This window comes from Nostoc sp. NMS8, assembly GCF_017115045.1.
GTDB lineage: Bacteria > Cyanobacteriota > Cyanobacteriia > Cyanobacteriales > Nostocaceae > Nostoc.
This window is the reverse complement of record NZ_JABXKK010000040.1, coordinates 116695-140876: the sequence shown is the minus strand read 5'-3', so window position 1 is coordinate 140876 and position 24182 is coordinate 116695. Positions and strand designations below refer to the sequence as shown.

Sequence of the window (24182 nt, the reverse complement as noted above, 5' to 3'; positions counted from 1 at the left end):
ATCTAATGGAGACTGAACTGTGCTAGGTTTAAACTCTGATAAAACCATAATCTTTCCTAAATTCCTTTCAAACTTTTTAGAATCATTGCATCAGAACTACGGTCTGGTCTGAATTTTCTAAGTATTAGCTCAAGCATTAAATCTAGCTGCCCCTTCGACAAGAAATAACGTGTTTTAGGCTTCCTAACTTCTAAAGCTTTGATAATTGCATCTGCAACTTGTTCCGGCGGCATTCCTTCACGATTTGATTGAATTAAACCTTCAACAAAAAATTTATATGTCGCTCCATACATTGCTTTGGCATCAGGGGACATATTAGCAAAGTTTCTTCCAAAGCTTTCCTCTACTTTATCAGGAGCCGCAGATGCAATTGAGCCTGGTTCAATTAAGATAACTTCAATTCCCCAAGGATGTAATTCTATTCTCAAAGCATCATTAAATGCCTCTAATGCAAACTTAGATGCACACAAAGGAGAGATATATGGTGCAGAAAATACTCCTCCGACCGAGCCAATATTAATAATCCGACCTTTAGCTTTTCGGATTAACGGTAAAAATTCCTGGGTAACTGCTATTTGCCCAAAAACATTGACTTCAAACTGCCATCTCAGTTCATCAATTGAAATAAACTCCAGTGGCCCATCAACTAACAGACCAGCGTTGTTTACTAATCCCACTAATCCCTCATTATAAATAGATTTTGAAACAATATCTGCCGCAGATTTAATTTCTTCTGCTTTTGTAATATCCATGAAAATTGGTGTCAAATTCTCAGAGGAATCACTCTTGAGAGATTCAGCATCTTTTTCTTTACGGACTGATGCAAATACCTGATACCCTTTTTTGTCAAGCATAAGAGCCGCTGCTCTGCCCACACCTGTTGATGCTCCTGTAACCACAATAGCACCTTTATGTTTTTGAGTCATTTCTATTACCTATATTGCGAATGGATGTACATCTGTTATATCCCTAATTTAAAGTTATCTGAATTTGAATTATTTTAAAAAATCAATAGATATTACCTACCTTTTACATACTTCATATTCATTTTTTGAAATTCCATAAATGTTAACAAAATAGCAGTAATTAAAAGCAAAATATTTGTTAAAGCCATTCCATAATATACACCACTAACACCTAAATATTTTGACAATATTACGATTGATGGAATAAAGAAAATTACGCTATTTAAAATAATAATTATGGAAACTGTTTTACCCTTTCCTATAGACTGAAAAAAAACTGAGCCAAAGGGAATAAAAGCCATTGTTGGTATTAATAACGTAAGTATCCGAAAGTTCAGTAAATCATTGTTTGTAAAAGTCGAATTTGGCAATAGCCAACTTAAAAATGTTGTTGGCGACAATTGCATTGGCAGCCAAAATAATACAGCTAAAGCAGTCACCCAAATAATAAAAGTGAAATAACTTTTTTTCAATCTATCATAATTTCCGGCTCCATAATTTATCCCAATTACTGGTTGTAAGGCGCTAACAAATCCATCTAAAGGAATGAATGCTAATGAAGTTAGCCTTAGTGTTGCTCCATAGAAAGCAATATCATGATTTGTACCATAATAGGAGAGAGATTTAAAAACAATAAAACTTTGAACTAAGTCCATAATACTACCGAGTAGCGCTGATATTCCCACAGATAAAATTCCAGGAAGTAAATTTATTGCTAACACCAACTTTTTAGGATTAACTGGAATAGAACTTTTACCCGACAAAAAATATGTAAGGTTAATTATGCAAAAAACGATCATTGCAGTTACAGTAGCAAAAGCAATGCCCTGGATACCCCAATGAAAAACTATAACAAATATAGGATTTAAAATTATATTAACAATGACATAAATTCCGGCAAAACTCATAGCCAGTCTAACTTTACCTTCTGACTTAATAAGTTGGTTAGAGGCTACTGCTAATATATAAAATACTGAACCTAATATATAAGTTTTAAAGTATTCAGAGCCGGCAAAAGCTACTTTACCATCTCCTCCCATTAATTTAATTAGTTCTTCACTATAACTGTAGCCAATTACAGTAATAAAAGAGGATATAAATATACCAACTATAATTAAATTTCCAAATATTTTGGACTGAGTTTTTATATCTCCGGCACCAATAGCTCGGCTCAAAATCGAAGCTGAACCTGTTCCAACTAAGTAAGCAAAACCATTCATAATAGCAGTAAGTGGTAGAGCTAGAGATATACCAGCAATAGCGGTTTCTCCAAGAAACTGCCCTGCAAATAGAGCATCAATAAAAGCATTCATGTTAATCAGCAGTGTTACTAAAATACCGGGCGCTGATAACTTGAACATTAGTTTAAAGAGATTTCCTTGAAGAATCTCATTTCTTACTTGAGATTGATTTTGTGAAGTCATTTTAAATTTATTTATTACTATTACGCAATACTATCTTCAAGCTATTAACTGGAGGATAGCTAATACCTTTATGTTTCCGAATTTTGTCCCTGTTCATGCTAACTGATAGCGTCGTGAGATGATTGTATTTCATTTCTACAATTGCTAATAGCTCACCTGAAGAGCGATGAGTACTACCACTAAATAGCAATCATGAAAATAAATTTTATGATGACATTTACTTAGCGGTTTAATGATAGTTGTGTTTCCACGATTTATTACTCTAAATTCAAATTAGATATGGTAACGAATATCTGCCGTTGATTATCTTTGAATTCGCGGCGACCGTGCATAACTCTGGAATTATCTATCATAACTAGATCGCCAGCTTGCCACGAGATTTCTTCTGTATACTTGTCGTAAAGTTTCTGAATTTCGTCAGCTACTTCATCAGGAAGCTTTGAACCATCTTCAAAAATTTCTTCTCCTCGGGTGTGGTTTACCCAAAGGTAGTTGGCAAATGCGTCTTGATTTCCATACTTGGTTTTTACTACTGCTGAACAAATATATTTTAAAGAAATGGTTGAATCTTCATTTATCTGATAATTCAATCCCTCAAATTTATTCAAGACTTGCTTGCACTCATCAATGGTTTCCCCACATAAAAACCATTTATTTAATTCCTCTAATGGCACATTTTCAAAAACAAACTTTAATTTTTTTTCATCAAATAACTGTTTCGTCTGTTTGCTCATTTCTTTCCATATTTGGATACCGTCCCAAAATAGAGTTTCGCCTCCTTCTACAGGCGTTTTACAGCAAAACCAAACAACATCAGGTCGAATAGGAACACAACTATGCTCGGCATGAGGAGGTAGAGCATACATTCCGTTATCCACTGATGTCACAAAATCAACCGAATCAACACTTTTTTTAGTGGGATCTTTAAGGTAGCTACAACTGAATTTTTCTGAAAAAGCTTTCATCTGCGTGACAGTTACTCTAAAATCCCGAAAAAGCACAACTCCAGATGACTTGAATAAATCAAGAGTTTCTGCTTCAGAAAGACACAAAATATCTTCACAATCGTTATTACTGTATACTGTTTTTCCCGTCCCTATTCCTAATGACTCAATTTTACTGTTCATGGATTTTATTTGGTATTTTTTTGCATTGATATTGTAATTATTTACCGTAAGACAAACCTATCTTACGCTGAATGAGCAACAAACTGCTGTGGCTGTCCTTGGCGCTGACGCTGAGAGAGAATCATCATTTTCAAGCCACTAGCAGGAGGATAGTTAACACCTATAGCTTTCGGTTTTTCCACTCTTGTTTTATCGGCTAAGGCTAATTGATAACGTGTGAGAATTGTTGCTAATACTAGTTTCATTTCAAAAAGCGCTAATAGCTCACCTGGACAGCGGCGAGCGCCACCACCAAATGGTAAAAATTCATAGGGAGAATATTCTTTTTCTAGAAAGCGCTCTGGTCTGAATTGCTTTGCTTGTGGATATAAATCTTCACGTTGATGAGTTAAATATATGCATCCTCTTACTACTGTACCTGGGTCTAATTTGTAGTCCATTACTTCAATTGGTGATTCTACAAGTCGTGGAAATGTTACAACTTGAGTTGGATAAATTCGTAGGGATTCATTACAAACAGCACTCAGGTAAGGTAATGCAATAATCTTTCCGGGTTCTGGCGACTCACCAAGGCTATCAAGTTCTTCTAATAAGCGATCGCGAACACCAGGTATACTATGAATCCAGTACAAAGACCAACTTATCGCGGTAGCTGACGCATCTTGACCACCAAATAGTAATGATGGAAATAAATCTCGTATATACTCATAGGTCATTGGTTGACCTGTTTCATCACAAGCAAACACCAATTCTGATAATACGTTGATAGGTAAAGAGTTTACTTGTTGACGACGTTCTGCAATTTCGGTATGAAGTAGTTTGTCAAATTGTCGTTGTAAATGAAGCCAATATCCCCAAGGACTCCAACGACCCAAATCCCTCTTTATAACCGGATAGGAAAGAGATATATTTAACCAGCGCGACCTAGCATAACTTATTATTTTAGAAAAAAGTTGTCGAAATTGCTCATAACGCTCCCCTTCATGCAGGCCAAATAATGATGGTAAAACAACTTCTAAGGTAATCTTTTGCATTGTCGGGTAAGCCAGAAAAGATTTACCTAAGGTTAGTTGATTCATAACTTTTTCTGTTACTTTACAGATACGCTCCCCATACTCTTGTGTTTGAGTGTGGCGCATAGGTGACATCAATAACTTCCGACGATTTCTGTGACGCAACCCATCTAGTGCGAGCAACCCGTTATTCCCGACTATAGACTCTCCACCTTGATTCAACTTTCCAGAAGCTATAATCTCTTTAGCATTGGTAAAAATTTGCTTCATACCTTCTGGATTGCTGACTATTACTAGAGGTGTAGAATCAACCATAATAGTGAAAATGTCGCCGTAGCGATCGCTCATAGTATCCATAAAGCTAAGAGGATCGGTTTCAAATTGACTAAGTAATTGAGGAGAAGTTTTTGGCCCATCAGGTAAATTCATTAGTATTTGTCTGATAAATGTTAAATAATTAATTGGTTTTAAACTAAGCCTGCAAGCAATGGTTGTGACTGTCTTTGATTTTGATCTTGCCAAGAGCGTTTCAAGCCCCGCCTCTTGTAGGTACTTCCTGCCTCCTGCCCCCTGCTCCCTGCCTACTGCCTGCTTGACGCCGACCACGCATGATCATCTTCACGCCACTAGCTGGATAACAAATCAGTCCTCCAAATTTGGGACGTTCTGGGCGCTGACTGACTAGTTCTAATTCATAACGTGAAAGAATAGTTGCTAATACAAGTTTCATTTCAAATAGAGCAAAAGTCCCGCCAATACACACACGAGAACCGCCGCCAAATGGGAGAAATTCGTAGGGAGAAAATTGTTTTTCTAAAAAGCGCTCTGGCTGAAATTCTTTTGGATTAGGGTATAAATCTTCGCGCTGATGTGTGGAATAAATATTACCAATAAGTACTGTACCGGGATTCAACTTGTAGCCCATCACCTCAACGGTCGATTCTACCAATCTGGGAAATGTAAACAACTGAGTTGGATAAATTCGCAAAGCTTCGTGACAAACAGCACTTAGATAAGGTAATGTGACAAGGTGCATGGGGTCTGGGTTTTCACCAAGGCTATCGAGTTCTTCCAGTAGGCGCGATCGCACGGATGGTAAATGGTGAATCCAGTACAAAGACCAAGCGATCGCGGTTCCTGAAGCATCACCCGCCGCAAATATAGGCGATAATAGAAGGTCGCGTACCTCTTCATCGCTTAATGTTTCGCCTGTTTCATCACTAGCAAATATCAAATCTGAAAGTATATCAGTGCGTGAAGAATCTGCTTGCGATCGTCGTTCCTCAACCTCGCTAGATAATAATTGAAAAAGTTGTTGTCGCAAATAAAGGCGATACCCTTGTGGACTCCATCGACCTAAATTCTGTTGTCCAAAAATATTTTTAAGAATCTTGTCTATAGAAGACTGTCCTATTCTGAGCGCAGACACAAATAAACGTTTTATTTTGTCATAGCGCTCTCCTTTATCCAAACCCATTATAACTTCTAGACCTACTCGCAAGGTAATATCTTCAATAATCGGGTATGCAGCAAAAGGTTTTCCAACCACCTGTTTACTCATAATCTTTTCTGTGAGTTCGCAGATACGTTGTCCACAAACCTGCATCCGTGTTCCATGAAAACCCTGCATTAATAATTTGCGTCGATTTTTATGAATTAACCCATCCAGTTGAAGAACTCCTTGATTTCCGGTCATTAAAGCGAAATCTTGGTTTAACTCACCTCTAGCTGCAATTTCTTTTGTATTTGTAAAAACCTCCTTTATTCCTAAGGGATTACTGACATAAATTATTGGTGTAGGGTCAGAGATTAAAGTAACAATATCACCGTAACGTTTGAAAATTGCATCCATATAACCAAAGGGATCAGCCTCGAATAGCAGATTTAGTAGCCATAAGGGTGTTTTCGGTTTTGGGGGTAGTTTCATGAGTCTTTTTTACTCCCTTGATTGATATCGCGCACAGAATTATCGATACAATTTCTTAGATGTTTAGTTAATTCTTGAATATGAGGTTCAACGAAAATTGAGAAATGATCGCCAGGAACTTCAATTGCTTGAATAGGTTGAGTAGAATATTTACCCCAGCCTAGTAAGGGGTCATCAGTACTCCATTCTGGGTTGTCAAAGTCATGAATAATCTCTTCTTTAGCTCGAAATAGAGTTATAGACTCAGGATAAACTTGGGGAACATAATTTCGCATGGCTTGGACATGCGCTTTGAAAAGTTTGTAATAGTGGAGAAAATTTTCAACTTCTGTATCGCTAAAGATAAGGTTTGCTTTTTTATTTACTAAATGAAATTGCTCATTTAGTGGTAAATCTCGAAGTTCCTCAAAAGGAATCGAAAAATCGATATTATTATTAGTTTTTATCGATTCTGCCATGCGAAGTAAGAATTTTGCATCGTCATCTTTTCTAGATGCAATAGGTGTCTCTGATAGTATGGTATCGATAACAACTAACAAACCTACTTTTTGACCTTGCTGTTGTAATTGCTGCGCTATTTCAAAAGCAAGTACACCACCATAACAATGACCGCCTAAAAGATAAGGGCCATTTGGTTGTACTTGACGAATTTCTTTGAGGTAGCGAGTTGCCATTTTCTCGACTGAAATATTTTCAGGTATATCTTGCTCTAGGGTATGTTCCAAGGCATAAAATGGATAGTCTTCACCAAGCCTTCTAGACAAGATAAAATAGTTATTAATACCGCCGCCAGCGCCATGCATACAGAAGAAAGGTATCTTGGAACCAGAAGAGTTAATTGCTACCAAAGGAGAATTAGAACTCTCACGGGATGGCTGACTAACAATAATCGCTAATTTTTCAATTGTTGGATTTTCAAAAAGAGTGGATAGGGTAAGATTATACTCAAATTTGTCATGAATTTGAGCCATTAAGCGTACAGCTAAAAATGAGTGTCCACCCAAGTCAAAGAAGTTATCTGTTACCCCAATAGGGCTAGTATTTAAGAGCTTTTCCCAAAGTTTTGCTAATGATAATTCTGTAAAATTCCGAGGAGCTACGAAGGATTTAGTAGTATTTATTGGCAGAAGTTCATCAGTTGTTAGAGAACACTTGTCTACTTTACCATTAGGTGTCAGTGGCAGCGCATCCAATACAACGAAAGCAGATGGCAGCATATAATTAGGCAATTTCTGTTGTAAATCTGGCAACAGTTGTACAGCTATATCCTGTTTTTCTGTGACAATATATGCAATCAAACGCTGATTTTGTTGAGCATCATCGCTAGCAATCACAACAGATTCTTGTACATCTGGGTGTTGTGCGATCGCAGTTGCAATTTCACTTAATTCTACTCGAAAACCTCTAATTTTTACTTGTTCATCTTGGCGACCTAGATACTCCAGATTTCCATCATTGAGGTGACGTACAAAGTCACCTGTTTTATAAAGCTTGTTTTGGGCAATAAAGGGGTGATCGATAAAGCGTTCTTGAGTTAATTCTGGACGGTTTAAATAGCCCTTTCCTAATCCATCACCACCGATATAAAGTTCACCAACAACTCCTATAGGTGTGGGTTGTAAATCACGATTCAACACATAGACCTGAGTATTATTAATTGGACGACCAATAAGGACACTCTTTACTCCATCTGGTAAGAAACTGGTGTCATAATAAGTAGCGTTGGCGGAAACTTCCGATGAGCCATAAAGGTTAATTAGTTTTGCAAATGGCATCAACTCTCGGAAAGTTTGAACTAACTTAATCGACAGTGCTTCCCCACTGGTTATCCAGAGTTTTAGCGCCGATAATTTATTGATTAGATGACTGTAATTATCCAGAATTAGACGCAGTAGTGAGGGTACAAGTATAATACGAGTAACTTTGTAATGTGCCAGAGCATCTATAAATAACTGCGTGTCTAATACCCTCGCATTGCTAATAATTACTGTAGGAATTCCTTGAAGTAAAGGAGCAAAAATCTCCCATACAGAATCGACAAAGCTAATAGCTGTTTTCTGACAACAAATTTCTCCTTGGGTAAAAGGATAGGTTTTCCATAACCAGTGTAAGCCGTTTACTGTACCACGATGAGTACCAAGAACACCTTTAGGAGTTCCAGTTGAGCCAGAGGTGTAGATAATATAGGCGAGATTATCAGCTTTTGATGTGCTAATCGGGTTTTCTTTACTTTCTAGAGCAATTTCGTCTTTGTGGATATCTAAGCAAACAGTTTTATCCGCAGATAATGATAGTTTATCTAATATTCCCTGATGACTAATTAATACTGATGCCTGAGAATCAGAGAGCATAAAATTCAGACGCTCAACTGGATAACTTGGATCAAGGGGAATATATGCACCGCCAGCTTTGAGGATAGCTAAAATTCCCACCACCATGTCTACAGAGCGTTCCAGACATAGAGCAACTAACGTTTCTTTTGTTACACCCTGTTTTTGTAAATAATGTGCAAGCTGATTAACTCTGTGGTTAAGTTGACGATAAGTCAGTTCCTCAGACTGGCTAATTAATGCTAAAGAGTCAGGTGTTAGTTTAACTTGTTGCTCAAATAATTGATGTAGAAATGCATCTTGAGGATAATCGGTACGAGTTTGATTAAACTTCAATAATAGTTGTTCTTGCTCAGAAGCAGTTAATAGCGATAACTCACTTAGGCGTTGCTCTGGACTGGCAACGATATTTTCCAATAAAGTTTGGAAATTGTTGATAAATTGGGTAATCGTTGTTGAATCAAAAATATCCGTATTGTACTCTAAACACCCTGTTAATCCCTCTTGAGATTCAGACATTGAGAGGAAAATATCTAGTTGGGCTGTACCACTATCAAACTCTAAAGTACGCAAAGTTAATCCAGATACTTCTTGCACAGTTGTTGGAGTATTTTGCAACACAAACATGACTTCATAAAGTGGATTTCGGCTTAAGTCACGTTCAGGGTGTAATTCTTCTACAAGCATTTCAAAGGGTAAATCTTGATGTGCATAAGCATCAAGAGTCACCTCACGAACTCGATGTAGAAGTTCACGAAAACTAGGATTACCACTCAGGTTATTACATAATACCAAAGTATTAACAAATAAACCCAGCATTCCTTCTAATTCGGCTCGGTTGCGGTTTGCAATTGGAGAACCAATTAAGATATCTTCTTGGTCTGTGTAGCGATATAATAATATATTAAATGCTGTCAGCAAACTCATAAATAAAGTAGTATCTGCTTGCTGGCTTAATTGTCTCAATGCCTCAGTTAAAGGTTTTGAGAATATAAAATATTGCTTGGCACCAGCAAAAGTTGTGACACTAGGTCGTGGATGATCTGTAGGTAACTGTAGTACAGGTAGCTCACCACCGAGTTGTTGTTTCCAATAATTTAATTGGGTTGTGAGGAATTCACCTTCAAGGCGATCGCGCTGCCAAATTGCAAAATCTGCATACTGGATAGGGAGTTCGGGTAAAGGGGAAGGTTGATTTGTAGAGAAAGCAGCGTACAGCGTTGACAACTCGCGCAGAAACACACCACAAGACCATCCATCTGTAATAATGTGGTGCATAGTAACAAGCAAAACGTGTTCTTCTTCACTCAAGCGTAGTAAAGTTGCTCTAACTAAAAGTCCTTTAGCTAAATTAAAAGGTTTATTTGCGGACTCTGCTACAAGTTGTTTAACCTCAGATTCCCAATCTTTACCAGATAAATGCTCAAGATTAATAATAGGTAAATCCCAAGTCAATTGAGGTGCAATCTTCTGTGCTGGCTCTCCATTTACAAGTACAAAATTTGTCCGCCAAACTTCATGACGCTTAAGAATTTCATTCAGACTTTTCTGAAGCACTTTAATATTCAGTTGTCCTTTGATATGAAAAGCAATAGGAATATTGTAGAAAGAACTCCCATGATAAAGTTCGTCAATAAACCATAGCCTTTGTTGAGAGAAAGATAAAGGAAGATTCTGCAATCTTTGACGCTTTGGAATAGTATCAGCTTGAAATTTTCCTCCCTTCCATTTTTCTAGAAGGGCTTTCTTCGCAGGTGATAAATTAGAGTGTTGTTTATCCATGACTATATTATTTTATTTATTGATAGTTATTTATGGAGGGATGGCTTACGACAAACAACGCAAAGGCGCTCGCTTCTTTTGTAAGCGTCTCCAAAATCTTTGCTATTATAGTCATTGATTTCTATGAAACCCACATTATCTAAAGCCGATTTAATTTCGTATAAAAAATAATCTTTTTCTAGCACAGCACTGTCCGAACGGTTCCAAATTCCATTTATTAATTCAAATGTGGTGATTTCAATTTTTCGTATCCTTTCTTCTGGACTGTAGTTGTGTCTTTCAACATAGACAAATTTATCATTGACAGTACAACTATCGGAATATTGAGGCTCACCTTCACTCCATGTAATGTCTGCACTTGTGATGCTGAATGCAAACAGAGCATTATCACGCATCATTGAATATATGTTTTGGAAGACAGTTGTCAATTCCTCAAGATTCAAGAAGAAGCTGAAAACGTTTTTTGAATAAACTGCATCATAGGTGGGAGGCAACTTAAGCTTACGTATATCACCAAGGATAAATTCACTTTCCGGTGCGTTTGTTCGGGCAAAACACAACAGTTCTTCAGAAACATCAAGTCCAGTAGTTTGATAACCTCTTATTTGAAGCTGTTGGACTATCTGTCCGTTAGAACAACCAATGTCAAGAATATTTGCTCCTTTAGAGAGATGTTTTAGGATTAATTGCTCTAAAACTGGTATTACAAATTCTGCATCTGATGAACCAAGAAATTTATATACAGAAGCAAAAGAATCGTGATTTGCATCATTATTGACTAAATTAACTAAAGACATATACTTGCTTTTCCTGTTTTAAAGGATAGGTTTAAAATCGAATAGTTTAAGAATTATTGGTAAGATTAGCTAAAAAAGTTTCTGCCTCTTCTTCAGATAATTCTTCTATTTTTGCTAACATCAGTTCCTCAATCATTTCTGCTTGTTTGGCTGGTATCATACCTTGCAACAAAAGGTCACGCAGCGGTAAATATACAGGAAATTTTGATCGCAATCTAGAAACTAGTTGAGTCGCAATGAGAGAGTCTCCTCCTAACTCATAAAAATTATCATAAATCCCAACTTCTGTAAGCCTAAGTACCTCTTGCCATATTGCCGTAATTTGTTTTTCTAACTCATTGCTCGGAGCAACGTAGGCATTACTCAGGTTAGGCCTAGAGTAGCGTGAAGATAACTCTAGTTGATTAAAAAATTTTGAATCTGCTAGAGAGCCAAGGTTATACAGATGATCATTTATTGACTTAATATCTACTGTAGAAACAACAATTTGAGTACCTTTCTCTAAAGCAAATATGCGTTTAAATACTTCTACAATTTCTTTTGAATTAATGGTTGAATCTGCGCCAGATATTTGTCCAATTATTTTTTGCTCTGGGGCTATATTTATCTGTAATTTATCCCAGTTGACAATATACCACGGCAAAAAACTATTTTGGTTGTGTCGGTTAGTAAAGGTATCTATGAAATGATTGGCTGCTGAATATAATCCTAACCCAAAACCTCCTAAAATGGAAGATAAAGAAGAGAAAATGATACAAAAATCTAGATTTATATTCTGTAATATCTTTTCTAAGATAGTAATCTGATGAAATTGAAAATTAAATAATTCTTCTGATTCTATACTATCAATTTCTGCAACTGAGCAAAATAAATTTTCACGATTGATTCCACCGGAATAAATAACTCCGTTAATTTGACCAAGATTCTCAGATGATAAGCTTTGCTGAATTTGTTTATCATTAGTTGTGTCTACACGGATTACTAAAACTTGAGTAGCTGATTTCTCTAATGCTAGGAATTTTTGAATTTTGCAACTTACCTCATTTTGTTGAGTGTGAGTTTCCAGCCAGTGCAAAAAATTATCCTTTTCTGGGAAATCTAAATTTTCAATAAATATGAGTTTTGCTTGTAGAGTTGTTGCTAAATATTCCGCAATCACAACTTCAATACTTTCTAAACCACCTGGAAATAAGTAAATACCCTGTTTTTTCAACGATGTTTTTTCTTCAATTACTGACTCTAAGCGAATTGGCTCAAATGTTTGTACCCAACGATAAGAATCGCGATAAGCAACAACTAAGTCTGAAGATACAGCCGTTAACTCACTTAAAAGTTGATCAATAATAATATTGTTATAACTTCCTCTATTATCTGTATTTTGGCGATTTGTTACATCAACATCAATACATCGACAGCTAATATTAGGATACTCTTGCGGAATTACTTTACATAAACCTAATATTGCCGCTTTCTTTGGGTCTAATTTTTCATTTCCATTCACTTCTTGAGTGTTGTTAGATATAACTAAAAGTTGGAAGCGATTCTTGCTAATTTTTAAACACCTAAGGCTCTGCGTTAAAAATAGTAGACTACTAAATTCTAAATATTCTCTATTTTGACAATTTTCAAGCTTATTTATACTCCATAAGTAAGCAATATTTTGAATATTTTTACCCGACGTAATAAGTTCTTGAAACAAGGTGTCATAGTCTTCATGTCTGTATGGGTTAATTGTATAAGTACCAACACTTATCTGACCAAAATGCTCTCCCGGCTTAACAGCAATGACATTTTTACCTTGATTTTTAAGTAGATTAATTAATTTTTCTCCGACTCCATACTCATCAACAAAAAATAGCCATTCTTCTTGTACTGTTTCTAATTGAGCAGAGGATGCACGAAAGAGCAAAGAGCGTTTCCATGACGGAATATAAAACCAGTCGGCAATATCTTGTTTACGAGCTAATTTTGCTGGCTTTCTATTTAAAGAAGCTGATGAAGATTTAGGATCAATCCAGTATCTTTCCCGCTCAAAGGGATAAGTTGGTAAAGGCAGACGATGACGTTGCTCGTGGGTATAAAATCCAGACCAATCTATTTCTACCCCAAAAAGCCACAGCCGACCTAATGTCTGCAACAAAAAGCTAACACCTGATACTTGTTCTTTAACATGAGATAAGGAAGTTAGCACCTGTTGTTTAGCATTTTTATCTAAATGCTGTGTTGTCAAAGTACTTAAAGTTCGTCCTGGGCCCACTTCTAGAAAAACACCTTCAAACTGCTTTAATAATTGAGATATTCCATCAGAAAATCTCACAGTTTGGCGTAAATGTTGACTCCAATAGGTGGGATTTGTCGCTTGAACATCTGTAATCCAACTACCAGTGACATTAGAAATAAAGCGTATCCGAGGAGGATGTAGTTTAACTTTTTTTACCAACTGCACAAACTCTTCTAATATTGGCTCCATCATCACAGAATGAAACCCATGAGATGTATGCAACAGTCGACATTCAATTCCTTGAGAAATTAATTGCTCCTGGAGTGTTGCGATCGCTCCGGTTGTTCCAGAAACTACGCATGAACAAGGACTGTTAATAACCGCAATTTCTAGAGAATTTTTCGGCAAAGTCTCTACATCCAATAGCAACTGCACATTGTTCGCTGGAAGCGGAATTGCCAGCATACTTCCTGGAGGTAACTGCTGCATTAGTTTTCCTCTTTTGGCCACAACTGCTAAAGCATCTTCTAAGGAAAACACACCTGCGATCGCAGCTGCTACATATTCCCCAATGCTATGACCGATCATTGCTTGTGGATGTACTCCCCAAGACATCAATAACTGAGCTAGAGCGTATTCGGTGACAAATAATGCTGATTGAGTGAACGCTGTTTGTTGTAGCTGTTGGGTAGCTGCTTCAATTTCTTCTGGTTTTGGAAACAGAATATGACGAATATCAAGATTAAGATGAGGTTGTAAAACCTCAGCACAAATATCTACATATTTTTTATATGTCGGCTCAATTTCATAAAGTTCTCTACCCATGTTGACATATTGTGACCCTTGTCCTGAAAACATGAAGATGACTGGCTGTTCTCTATGCTCTTGGCATACAGTAAAAATCCGTTCCTGCTCCTGTGTTTCCAAAACGCTGACAGCATCTTTAACACTTTGGCACACCAAAATCCGACGATGGTTAAAAGCTCTACGACCCACTTTTAAAGTGTGAGCCACATTAGCTAAATTTATTTCTGGATATTGTTTTAAATAGTCAACCAGATTTGTAGTTGCAGTTTTAAGTGCAGAATCAGTTTTTGCTGATAATAATAGCAATTGCCAAGGTCTAGAATCATCAAAATATTTAATTTCAGGCGCTTCTTCTAGAATTACGTGGGCATTAGTTCCACCAAAACCTAAGGAACTAACTCCGGCTCTACGGGGAGTATTGTCAGTTTTCCAATCGGTAAGTTTAGTATTAACGTAAAAGGGACTATTTGCAAAATCAATCTCAGGATTAGGAACTTCAAAATTCAGGCTAGGGGGTATTTTTTTATGTTTCAATGCTAAAACAGTTTTGATCAGACTTGCTACACCTGCTGCTGTATCTAGATGTCCAATATTTGGTTTTACTGAACCGATAGCGCAGAAACCATTTCTCTGTGTAAAAGCACGAAAAGCTTTAGTCAGCGCTGCAATTTCTATTGGATCTCCGGCAGCTGTTCCAGTTCCATGAGTTTCTATATAAGAAATATCTTCAGCATTGATTCCGGCATTTGCTAGAGCCTCGACAATAACCTCAGCTTGTCCATTTACACTAGGTGCTGTATAGCTAACTTTCAAGGAACCATCATTGTTGATTGCTGAACCTTTAATAACTGCATGAATATAATCTCTATCTGCTATGGCATCTTTTAATCTTTTCAAAACGACGATTCCAAGTCCACTGCCAAAAACAGTACCCTGTGCTTTAGCATCGAAGGCTCGACAATGACCATCAGGAGATAAGATTCCGTCCTCTTCATAGAAATAACCTGATTTTTGTGGAACTAGAACTGTAACCCCGCCAGCTAAAGCAATATCACACTCTTCATCAAGTAGACTTTTGCAGGCTAAATGTATAGCAACTAATGAAGTAGAGCAATAAGTTTGGATACCTACACTTGGGCCTTTTAAATTTAATTTATACGAAATATTTGTAGCTAAGAAATCTTTATTAAGACTATACTTATTGGAAATATTTAGTAAATCAATATTTTCATATATATTGTTAAAAAAGTAACTATTTGTGCTTACGCCAGCATAAACCCCAATCAAACCATTGTATGTTTCTGGATCGTATCCAGCATTTTCAAGAGCTTCCCAAGCAGACTCTATGAAAAGGCGATGTTGGGGATCTATAATTTCAGCTTCTTTAGGGCTGTAACCAAAGAATCTAGCATCAAAATACTCAATGTTATCTAATATAGGTGCTGCTTTAACATAATTTGGATCGTTTAAAACTTCCTCTTCAATATTTAAATCTACTAAGTCATGATTGGATAAAGAGGAAATAGACTCAACTCCCTTTTGGAGATTACACCAAAAAGCATCGATATTATTGGCACTGGGAAAACGGCCAGAAATTCCTACTATCGCTATATCTAAATTTGCTATTTCTTCTTGTATTATCTTGGCATTCATCATTTTATTAACCAGATAAATTATCTTGTGTTTTTAGTTGTTTCGCATTTTAATCTGTCTTCTTCTTTGTCCTCGGCTGAGTCTTTGCTCAAAAATATTTTCTTGAGACTCTTCAGGAGTAAAAATCTTTGCCATAGAACTTATGTTTGGACATTCATAAAGTTTGGCAACAGAAATATTTGCATTAAATGCTTTATTTAGGTTTGTAATTAGTTGAATACCTATAAGAGAATCACCACCAACTTCAAAGAAATTATCATAAATTCCTATCAGTTCAATTCCAATGATATGTTGCCAAATATCAACTAGCTTTTGCTCAGTTTCATTTCTAGGAGCAATATAATCATTACTTAGTTCAGGACGAGGATATTTTGATTTGGATAGATTGACAGTTTCTAAAAGTTGTAGGGCTTGTATTTCTTTGTAAAAATTGTAATGTTTTAGTGAATCCAAAAAATTAGAGGTAGATATTATAATTTGAGGTATTGTACTTCCTAAAGTACGTAAAAATACATCTATACCTTCATTAGGTAATATACCTTGTTTTAACTCTTCTATTCGTAATTCTTGGAGGTGTTGGGGTACTCCTGTGTTTACCGCCATCCCAACTTCTTGCCAAGTATCCCAGTTAATACTTGTAGTAAATCTTCCCAGTTTTGAATAATTATAGTGAGCGAAGGCATCAAGAAAAGCATTGGCTCCACAATAGTCTACCTGTCCAAATCCTCCTAAAATTGAGTTATTTGATGATATTAGGATAAAGAAATCTAACTGAATATCTTTGACAATTGCATCAAGAATTACTGTCCCCTTTACCTTTGCAGCCAGAACACTTTCTGCTTGTTCTTGAGTTTTTCGCTGAATTACACCGCCTCCAGGAACCCCAGCAGCATGAATAACGCCATTAATGTGACCAAAATGCTTTTCAGCGTGAGCGATCGCACCTTGCATCTGTTGAGTGTTGCTAACATCAGCACTCACCAGCAAAACCTCTGCACCCAAGCCCTCAAGTTCCAGAACTTTGCGAATTTTATCGCTAGTACCATCAGCCCACTCGTGACTAGCAAGCCATTCGTTCCACTCATCTTTCTGAGGCAAAACAGAACGTCCAATTAACACCAATTTAACTCCTACAGTTCGAGCCAAATATTCTGCCAAAACAAGCCCAATACCTCCGAGTCCACCAGTAATTAAATAGACTCCCCCTTCTCGCAGCCGAGACTTTTCAACCTGAGATTGCTCAAAGCGTACAGGCTCAAAACTCTGCACCCAACGATTTGAACCTCGATAAGCAACAAGTTTTTCCGAATCAATAACCGTCAGTTCTACCAGTAACTTTTCTACAAGTTGTTGTTCTTGCCAACTACCCACTGACGGAAGTATAACATCAACACTACGACAATTTATATTTGAATATTCTTGAGATATAACCTTAATTGGCCCAAGTAAAGTAGCTTTCTCTGGAGAAAGTACTTCACTACCTGTTACTGGTTGTAAGTTGTTAGAAACAACTGTGATTTCTACTTGCTCAGTAGTTCCTTGCCTACCCAAAGCTTGGGCAAGAAATAGCAGACTATAAAATCCTGTTGTTTGAGCTTGCTCAACCTGTTCAATTTCTAACTCCTGGTCAATAACAGGTGTAACATTCCAGAAATGGATAATCCTTTTTGGCAACTTATTTTCTTTGAAAAGCTCTTGAATTAGAACATCATAATCATAATTATTTGCTGGATTAATAATATATTGAGACTCAGTTTCTCTAGTAAATTTATCACCAAATTTTACAATAATTACATCCTGGTTTTGTGCTTCTAATCGTTTGACCAATTTCCTACCCAAACCGTACTCATCAAGAAACATCAAAATGCCAGATTTCTCAGACGCTAATTCTTGATGTTCTTTTACAGGAGGTAAAGAAGGTTTCCAAAAAGGGATATAAAACCAGTCAGCTAGATCAGGTTTTTTCCCCAGTAATACTGGAGTATCTTTTCCTTGATTTTTAGGTTCAATCCAATACCGTTGTCGTTCAAAGGGATAAGTTGGTAAAGGTAGACGATGACGCTGTTCGTGAGTATAAAATCCCGACCAATCTATTTCTACCCCTAAAAGCCACAGCCGACCTAATGTTTTTAATAAAAAGCTCAGATCGGATTGTTGCTCTTTGACATGGCGTAAAGAAGTCAATACCTGTTGTTTGCTATCTTTGTCTAAATGTTGTATCGTTAATGTGCTTAATGTCCGTCCTGGGCCCACCTCGATAAAAACATCTTCAAACTGCTGAAGCAATTGGGATATCCCATCGGAAAATCTCACAGTTTCTCGTAAATGTTGGCTCCAGTAGTTGGGATTTGTGGCTTGTTCTTGACTAATCCAACTACCTGTAACATTGGAAATAAAACCGATGCGTGGTGGATTTAGTTTGACTGTTTTCAGCAATTGCACAAATTCTTCTAAGATTGGCTGCATCATTTCCGAATGGAAGGCGTGAGATGTCTGCAATTGCCGAGATTCTATTCCTTGAGATGATAATTGTTTTTCTAGCGCTGCGATCGCTAATGTTGTTCCTGAAACTACACAGTCCGATGGGCTGTTAATGACTGCAATTTCTAGATATTTTTTATACAACGTCTGGGCAGACAGCAGCAACTCCACATCTTTTTCTGGAAGTTTAATTGCTAGCATACTTCCAGAGGGCAATTGTTGCATTAACTGTCCTCTTTTGGCGACAATTTTTAAGGCATCTTCTAGGGAAAATACACCTGCAATGGTTGCGGCGACATATTCCCCGATGCTGTGACCAATCATTGCTTCTGGATGTATCCCCCATGACATTAGTAACTGAGCTAGCGCGTACTCTGTAACAAATAATGCTGCTTGGGTCAGCGCTGTTTGTTGTAGTTGCTTTGAAGCAGTTTCGCTATCTTGTTCCTTGGGATAAAGTATGGAGCGGATATCAACATCCAAATGGGGTTGCAAAATCAGAGCGCAAGTATCTATATGTTTTTTAAATGTCGGTTCTACTTCATATAGTTCTCTACCCATGTTTGCATATTGTGACCCTTGTCCTGAAAACATGAAGATGACTGGACAGTGACTTGGCTTGTGGTGATAACTAAAAATACGTTGAGGGTTTTGAAGCGATTTCGCTGCATCATCTAGATCATGGCAAATCATGATGCGGCGATGGTCAAAACCTCGACGACCTACTTGTAGGGTGTAAGCGACATCTGATAGGGGAATATTGGGATTTTGCTCTAAATAATTATGCAGTTGTGCTGTTGCAGTCTCTAAAGCTGTGCTGGTTTTGGCTGAAAGCACTAACAATTGCCAAGGACGTGAGGGACTCGAACCCTCAATCACTGGAGCTTCTTCCAAAATAACATGGGCATTAGTCCCGCCAATACCAAAAGAACTTACACCTGCTCTGCGGGGTGTCCCGTTAGTTTTCCACTCTGATAATTTGGTATTAACGTAAAAGGGACTATTGGCGAAATCTATCTCTGGATTGGGTTTTTCAAAATGTAAACTTGGAGGTATGCGTTTATGTTTTAATGTAAGGACTGTTTTAATTAATCCCGTCACACCTGCTGCTATATTCAAATGCCCAACATTTGTTTTTACTGATGCGATCGCACAAAATCCCTTCTGTTTAGTGTGTGCAAATACTTTTTTCAGGGCACTAATTTCAATCGGATCTCCCAACGCTGTACCAGTTCCATGAGTTTCGATATAAGTGATTGTTTCAGGAGTAACCCCAGCGATCGCCTGAGCCTCGGCAATCACTTCAGCTTGACCACCTACACTAGGAGCTGTGTAACCGACCTTAGCAGCACCATCGTTATTAATAGCTGAACCTTTTATAATTGCGTGAATACAGTCACCTTCTGCCAAGGCATCTTCTAATCTTTTGAGGACAACAAGGCCCACGCCATCGCCGAAAATAGTTCCTTGGGAACTAGCATCAAAGGCTCGACAGTGGCCATCAGGAGAAGTAATGCCCCCTTCTTGATATAAATAACCTGACTTTCGCAGAGATGTGATACAAATACCACCACCTAAAGCCATGTCGCACTCGTAGTTTAGCAATCCTTGACATGCTGAGTGAATAGCTACTAATGATGTAGAGCAGGAAGTCTGAATATTGATGCTTGGCCCCTTAAGGTTCAATTTATATGAAACTCGTGTGGCGGCAAAGTCCTGACTGTTGCCATATACAATAGGGAGACCCATCGATTCAATTAGGTCAGGGTGGGAACTTAAATTTCTCAAAAAGTAAGAACTCATATCAGTTCCCACATAAACGCCAGTCAAGCCTTTGCCTGAGTCAGGTTCATAGCCAGCATTTTCCAGTGCTTCCCAAGCACATTCTAGAAGAATACGATGCTGAGGATCTATGGTTTCAGCTTCCCTTGGTGAGAAATCAAAAAAGGAAGCATCAAACATCTCAATATCTGACAAACTAGCACCAGCTTTTACATACTGAGGATTACTCAGGTATGTTGGATCTACACCTGAAGCCTCTAATTCCTCATCACTGAAGAAAGAAATTGATTCTCGTCCATCGCATAAATTTTCCCAAAATTCATCAACACTTTTGGCTTTCGGAAAACGACCAACTATGCCGATTACAGCTATGCCTTTAATAGAATTGTCCAGTTCTTGATTAGACATCTATTTTCTCCTTTGCTTCATTAATTGTCGTTTTTCTTGCATAGCTAATTCTTTTCTGGCGGCACGTTCATCAGCTTGTTGAAATATTGGTTGCTCAATTTGTTTACCACTTATATATTCAGCCAATTTACTTATGGTTGAATATTCAAATAGTTCAGCAATAGATAAGTTTTTATCAAATATTTTCATAATCTTACTACGAACCTGAATTATTAATAGAGAATCTCCTCCTAATTCAAAAAAGTTATCATAAAGACCGATATTTTTTATTCCAAGAATCTCTTGCCAAATATTGGCGAGATTTTGTTCAATTTCATTACTAGGAACAACGTAGGAGTTCTGCAAATCCGGTCTGGAATGTAATAATAAATTAGTTTCCTGGTTCCCTATTTTTTGTTGCAATGATTCCAGCTTAATCCACTGCTTAATTCTAGTTTGAAGTTCTCCAGTGGAAACAACTATATGATTGAATACATCGTAGTTTAAAATTCTTTGAACAGCTTTTATTCCTTCTTCAGATTTAATAGCTAATTCTGTCACTTTTGCACCTACAGATGTATGATATTCATCTAATTTTTCAAGTTGCCAGCTATCCCAACTTATGCTGCTCCATGAGGCAGGATGATTTCGATTATGTTGGTGTACAAAAGCATCCATGAAAATATTAGCTGCTGAGTAGGCAAAAAATCCTAATCCTCCTAATACAGAGGATAAGGAAGATAATAATAAACAAAAATCAAGCTCTCTATTTTGCAAGACATTTTCTAATACTAAAACTCCGTGTACTTTTGGTTTAAATTGTTGTTCGCAATCAGTTTTAGTGAGATTTTCAATTGCTGCAAAAGATTTGCCGTGAACAAGCCCAGCAGCATGAATAACGCCATTAATGTGACCAAAATGCTGTTCAGCATGAGCGATCGCACTTTGCATCTGTTCAGTGTTGCTAACATCAGCACTCACCAGCAAAACCTCTGCACCCAAGCCCTCAAGTTCCAGAACTTTGCGAATTTTATCGCTAGTACCATCAGCCCACTCGTGACTAGCAAGCCATTCGTTCCACTCATCTTTCTGAGGCAAAACAGAACGTCCAATTAACACCAATTTAACTCCTACAGTTCGAGCCAAATATTCTGCCAAAACAAGCCCAATACCTCCGAGTCCACCAGTAATTAAATAGACTCCCCCTTCTCGCAGCCGAGACTTTTCAACCTGAGATTGCTCAAAGCGTACAGGCTCAAAACTCTGCACCCAACGATTTGAACCTCGATAAGCAACAAGTTTTTCCGAATCAATAACCGTCAGTTCTACCAGTAACTTTTCTACAAGTTGTTGTTCTTGCCAACTACCCACTGACGGAAGTATAACATCAACACTACGACAATTTATATTTGAATATTCTTGAGATATAACCTTAATTGGCCCAAGTAAAGTAGCTTTCTCTGGAGAAAGTACTTCACTACCTGTTACTGGTTGTAAGTTGTTAGAAACAACTGTGATTTCTACTTGCTCAGTAGTTCCTTGCCTACCCAAAGCTTGGGCAAGAAATAGCAGACTATAAAATCCTGTTGTTTGAGCTTGCTCAACCTGTTCAATTTCTAACTCCTGGTCAATAACAGGTGTAACATTCCAGAAATGGATAATCCTTTTTGGCAACTTATTTTCTTTGAAAAGCTCTTGAATTAGAACATCATAATCATAATTATTTGCTGGATTAATAATATATTGAGACTCAGTTTCTCTAGTAAATTTATCACCAAATTTTACAATAATTACATCCTGGTTTTGTGCTTCTAATCGTTTGACCAATTTCCTACCCAAACCGTACTCATCAAGAAACATCAAAATGCCAGATTTCTCAGACGCTAATTCTTGATGTTCTTTTACAGGAGGTAAAGAAGGTTTCCAAAAAGGGATATAAAACCAGTCAGCTAGATCAGGTTTTTTCCCCAGTAATACTGGAGTATCTTTTCCTTGATTTTTAGGTTCAATCCAATACCGTTGTCGTTCAAAGGGATAAGTTGGTAAAGGTAGACGATGACGCTGTTCGTGAGTATAAAATCCCGACCAATCTATTTCTACCCCTAAAAGCCACAGCCGACCTAATGTTTTTAATAAAAAGCTCAGATCGGATTGTTGCTCTTTGACATGGCGTAAAGAAGTCAATACCTGTTGTTTGCTATCTTTGTCTAAATGTTGTATCGTTAATGTGCTTAATGTCCGTCCTGGGCCCACCTCGATAAAAACATCTTCAAACTGCTGAAGCAATTGGGATATCCCATCGGAAAATCTCACAGTTTCTCGTAAATGTTGGCTCCAGTAGTTGGGATTTGTGGCTTGTTCTTGACTAATCCAACTACCTGTAACATTGGAAATAAAACCGATGCGTGGTGGATTTAGTTTGACTGTTTTCAGCAATTGCACAAATTCTTCTAAGATTGGCTGCATCATTTCCGAATGGAAGGCGTGAGATGTCTGCAATTGCCGAGATTCTATTCCTTGAGATGATAATTGTTTTTCTAGCGCTGCGATCGCTAATGTTGTTCCTGAAACTACACAGTCCGATGGGCTGTTAATGACTGCAATTTCTAGATATTTTTTATACAACGTCTGGGCAGACAGCAGCAACTCCACATCTTTTTCTGGAAGTTTAATTGCTAGCATACTTCCAGAGGGCAATTGTTGCATTAACTGTCCTCTTTTGGCGACAATTTTTAAGGCATCTTCTAGGGAAAATACACCTGCAATGGTTGCGGCGACATATTCCCCGATGCTGTGACCAATCATTGCTTCTGGATGTATCCCCCATGACATTAGTAACTGAGCTAGCGCGTACTCTGTAACAAATAATGCTGCTTGGGTCAGCGCTGTTTGTTGTAGTTGCTTTGAAGCAGTTTCGCTATCTTGTTCCTTGGGATAAAGTATGGAGCGGATATCAACATCCAAATGGGGTTGCAAAATCAGAGCGCAAGTATCTATATGTTTTTTAAATGTCGGTTCTACTTCATATAGTTCTCTACCCATGTTTGCATATTGTGACCCTTGTCCTGAAAACATGAAGATGACTGGACAGTGACTTGGCTTGTGGTGATAACTAAAAATACGTTGAGGGTTTTGAAGCGATTTCGCTGCATCATCTAGATCATGGCAAATCATGATGCGGCGATGGTCAAAACCTCGACGACCTACTTGTAGGGTGTAAGCGACATCTGATAGGGGAATATTGGGATTTTGCTCTAAATAATTATGCAGTTGTGCTGTTGCAGTCTCTAAAGCTGTGCTGGTTTTGGCTGAAAGCACTAACAATTGCCAAGGACGTGAGGGACTCGAACCCTCAATCACTGGAGCTTCTTCCAAAATAACATGGGCATTAGTCCCGCCAATACCAAAAGAACTTACACCTGCTCTGCGGGGTGTCCCGTTAGTTTTCCACTCTGATAATTTGGTATTAACGTAAAAGGGACTATT

Annotated in this window: 10 protein-coding genes; all 10 read right to left on the bottom strand. The window is 37.6% G+C overall.

The genetic code is table 11. From position 1 onward, the window contains the following. Positions 1–56: 56 nt before the first annotated feature. Positions 57–926: an SDR family oxidoreductase gene (locus HWQ39_RS06580; protein ID WP_292842811.1), complete on the bottom strand. Its 870-nt coding sequence runs from the start codon at positions 924–926 to the stop codon at positions 57–59. Between the two features lie 92 nt (positions 927–1018). Then, on the bottom strand, positions 1019–2389 hold the full coding sequence (locus tag HWQ39_RS06575; protein WP_292842809.1) for an MATE family efflux transporter: 1371 nt from the start codon (positions 2387–2389) through the stop codon (positions 1019–1021). A gap of 257 nt (positions 2390–2646) precedes the next feature. Continuing rightward, the gene (locus HWQ39_RS06570; RefSeq protein WP_292842807.1) at positions 2647–3516 is read right to left on the bottom strand and encodes a TauD/TfdA family dioxygenase; all 870 of its coding nucleotides are present in this window, start codon (positions 3514–3516) and stop codon (positions 2647–2649) included. Between the two features lie 62 nt (positions 3517–3578). Next, complete coding sequence (locus HWQ39_RS06565; protein ID WP_292842805.1) at positions 3579–4958, bottom strand: cytochrome P450; 1380 nt, start codon at positions 4956–4958, stop codon at positions 3579–3581. 100 nt (positions 4959–5058) lie between these two features. After that, positions 5059–6456, bottom strand: a complete 1398-nt coding sequence (locus HWQ39_RS06560) for a cytochrome P450 (RefSeq protein ID WP_292842803.1) — start codon at positions 6454–6456, stop codon at positions 5059–5061. Next, a complete protein-coding gene (locus HWQ39_RS06555; protein ID WP_292842801.1) occupies positions 6453–10568 on the bottom strand; it encodes a non-ribosomal peptide synthetase in 4116 nt (1371 codons plus the stop codon). The genes HWQ39_RS06560 and HWQ39_RS06555 overlap by 4 nt, the downstream gene beginning before the upstream one ends. Positions 10569–10594: 26 nt before the next feature. Beyond that, positions 10595–11365 carry a class I SAM-dependent methyltransferase gene (locus HWQ39_RS06550; RefSeq protein ID WP_292842799.1) on the bottom strand — a complete coding sequence of 257 codons (771 nt, stop codon included), beginning with the start codon at positions 11363–11365 and terminating at the stop codon, positions 10595–10597. Positions 11366–11411: 46 nt separating this feature from the next. After that, entirely contained in the window at positions 11412–16049 is a 4638-nt protein-coding gene (locus HWQ39_RS06545) for a type I polyketide synthase (RefSeq protein ID WP_292842797.1), read from the bottom strand. 30 nt (positions 16050–16079) lie between these two features. Then, the gene (locus tag HWQ39_RS06540; protein ID WP_292842795.1) at positions 16080–20717 is read right to left on the bottom strand and encodes a type I polyketide synthase; all 4638 of its coding nucleotides are present in this window, start codon (positions 20715–20717) and stop codon (positions 16080–16082) included. Then, on the bottom strand, positions 20718–24182 hold a 3465-nt coding region (locus HWQ39_RS06535; RefSeq protein ID WP_292842793.1), incomplete at its 5' end, for a type I polyketide synthase. It abuts the gene before it with no gap.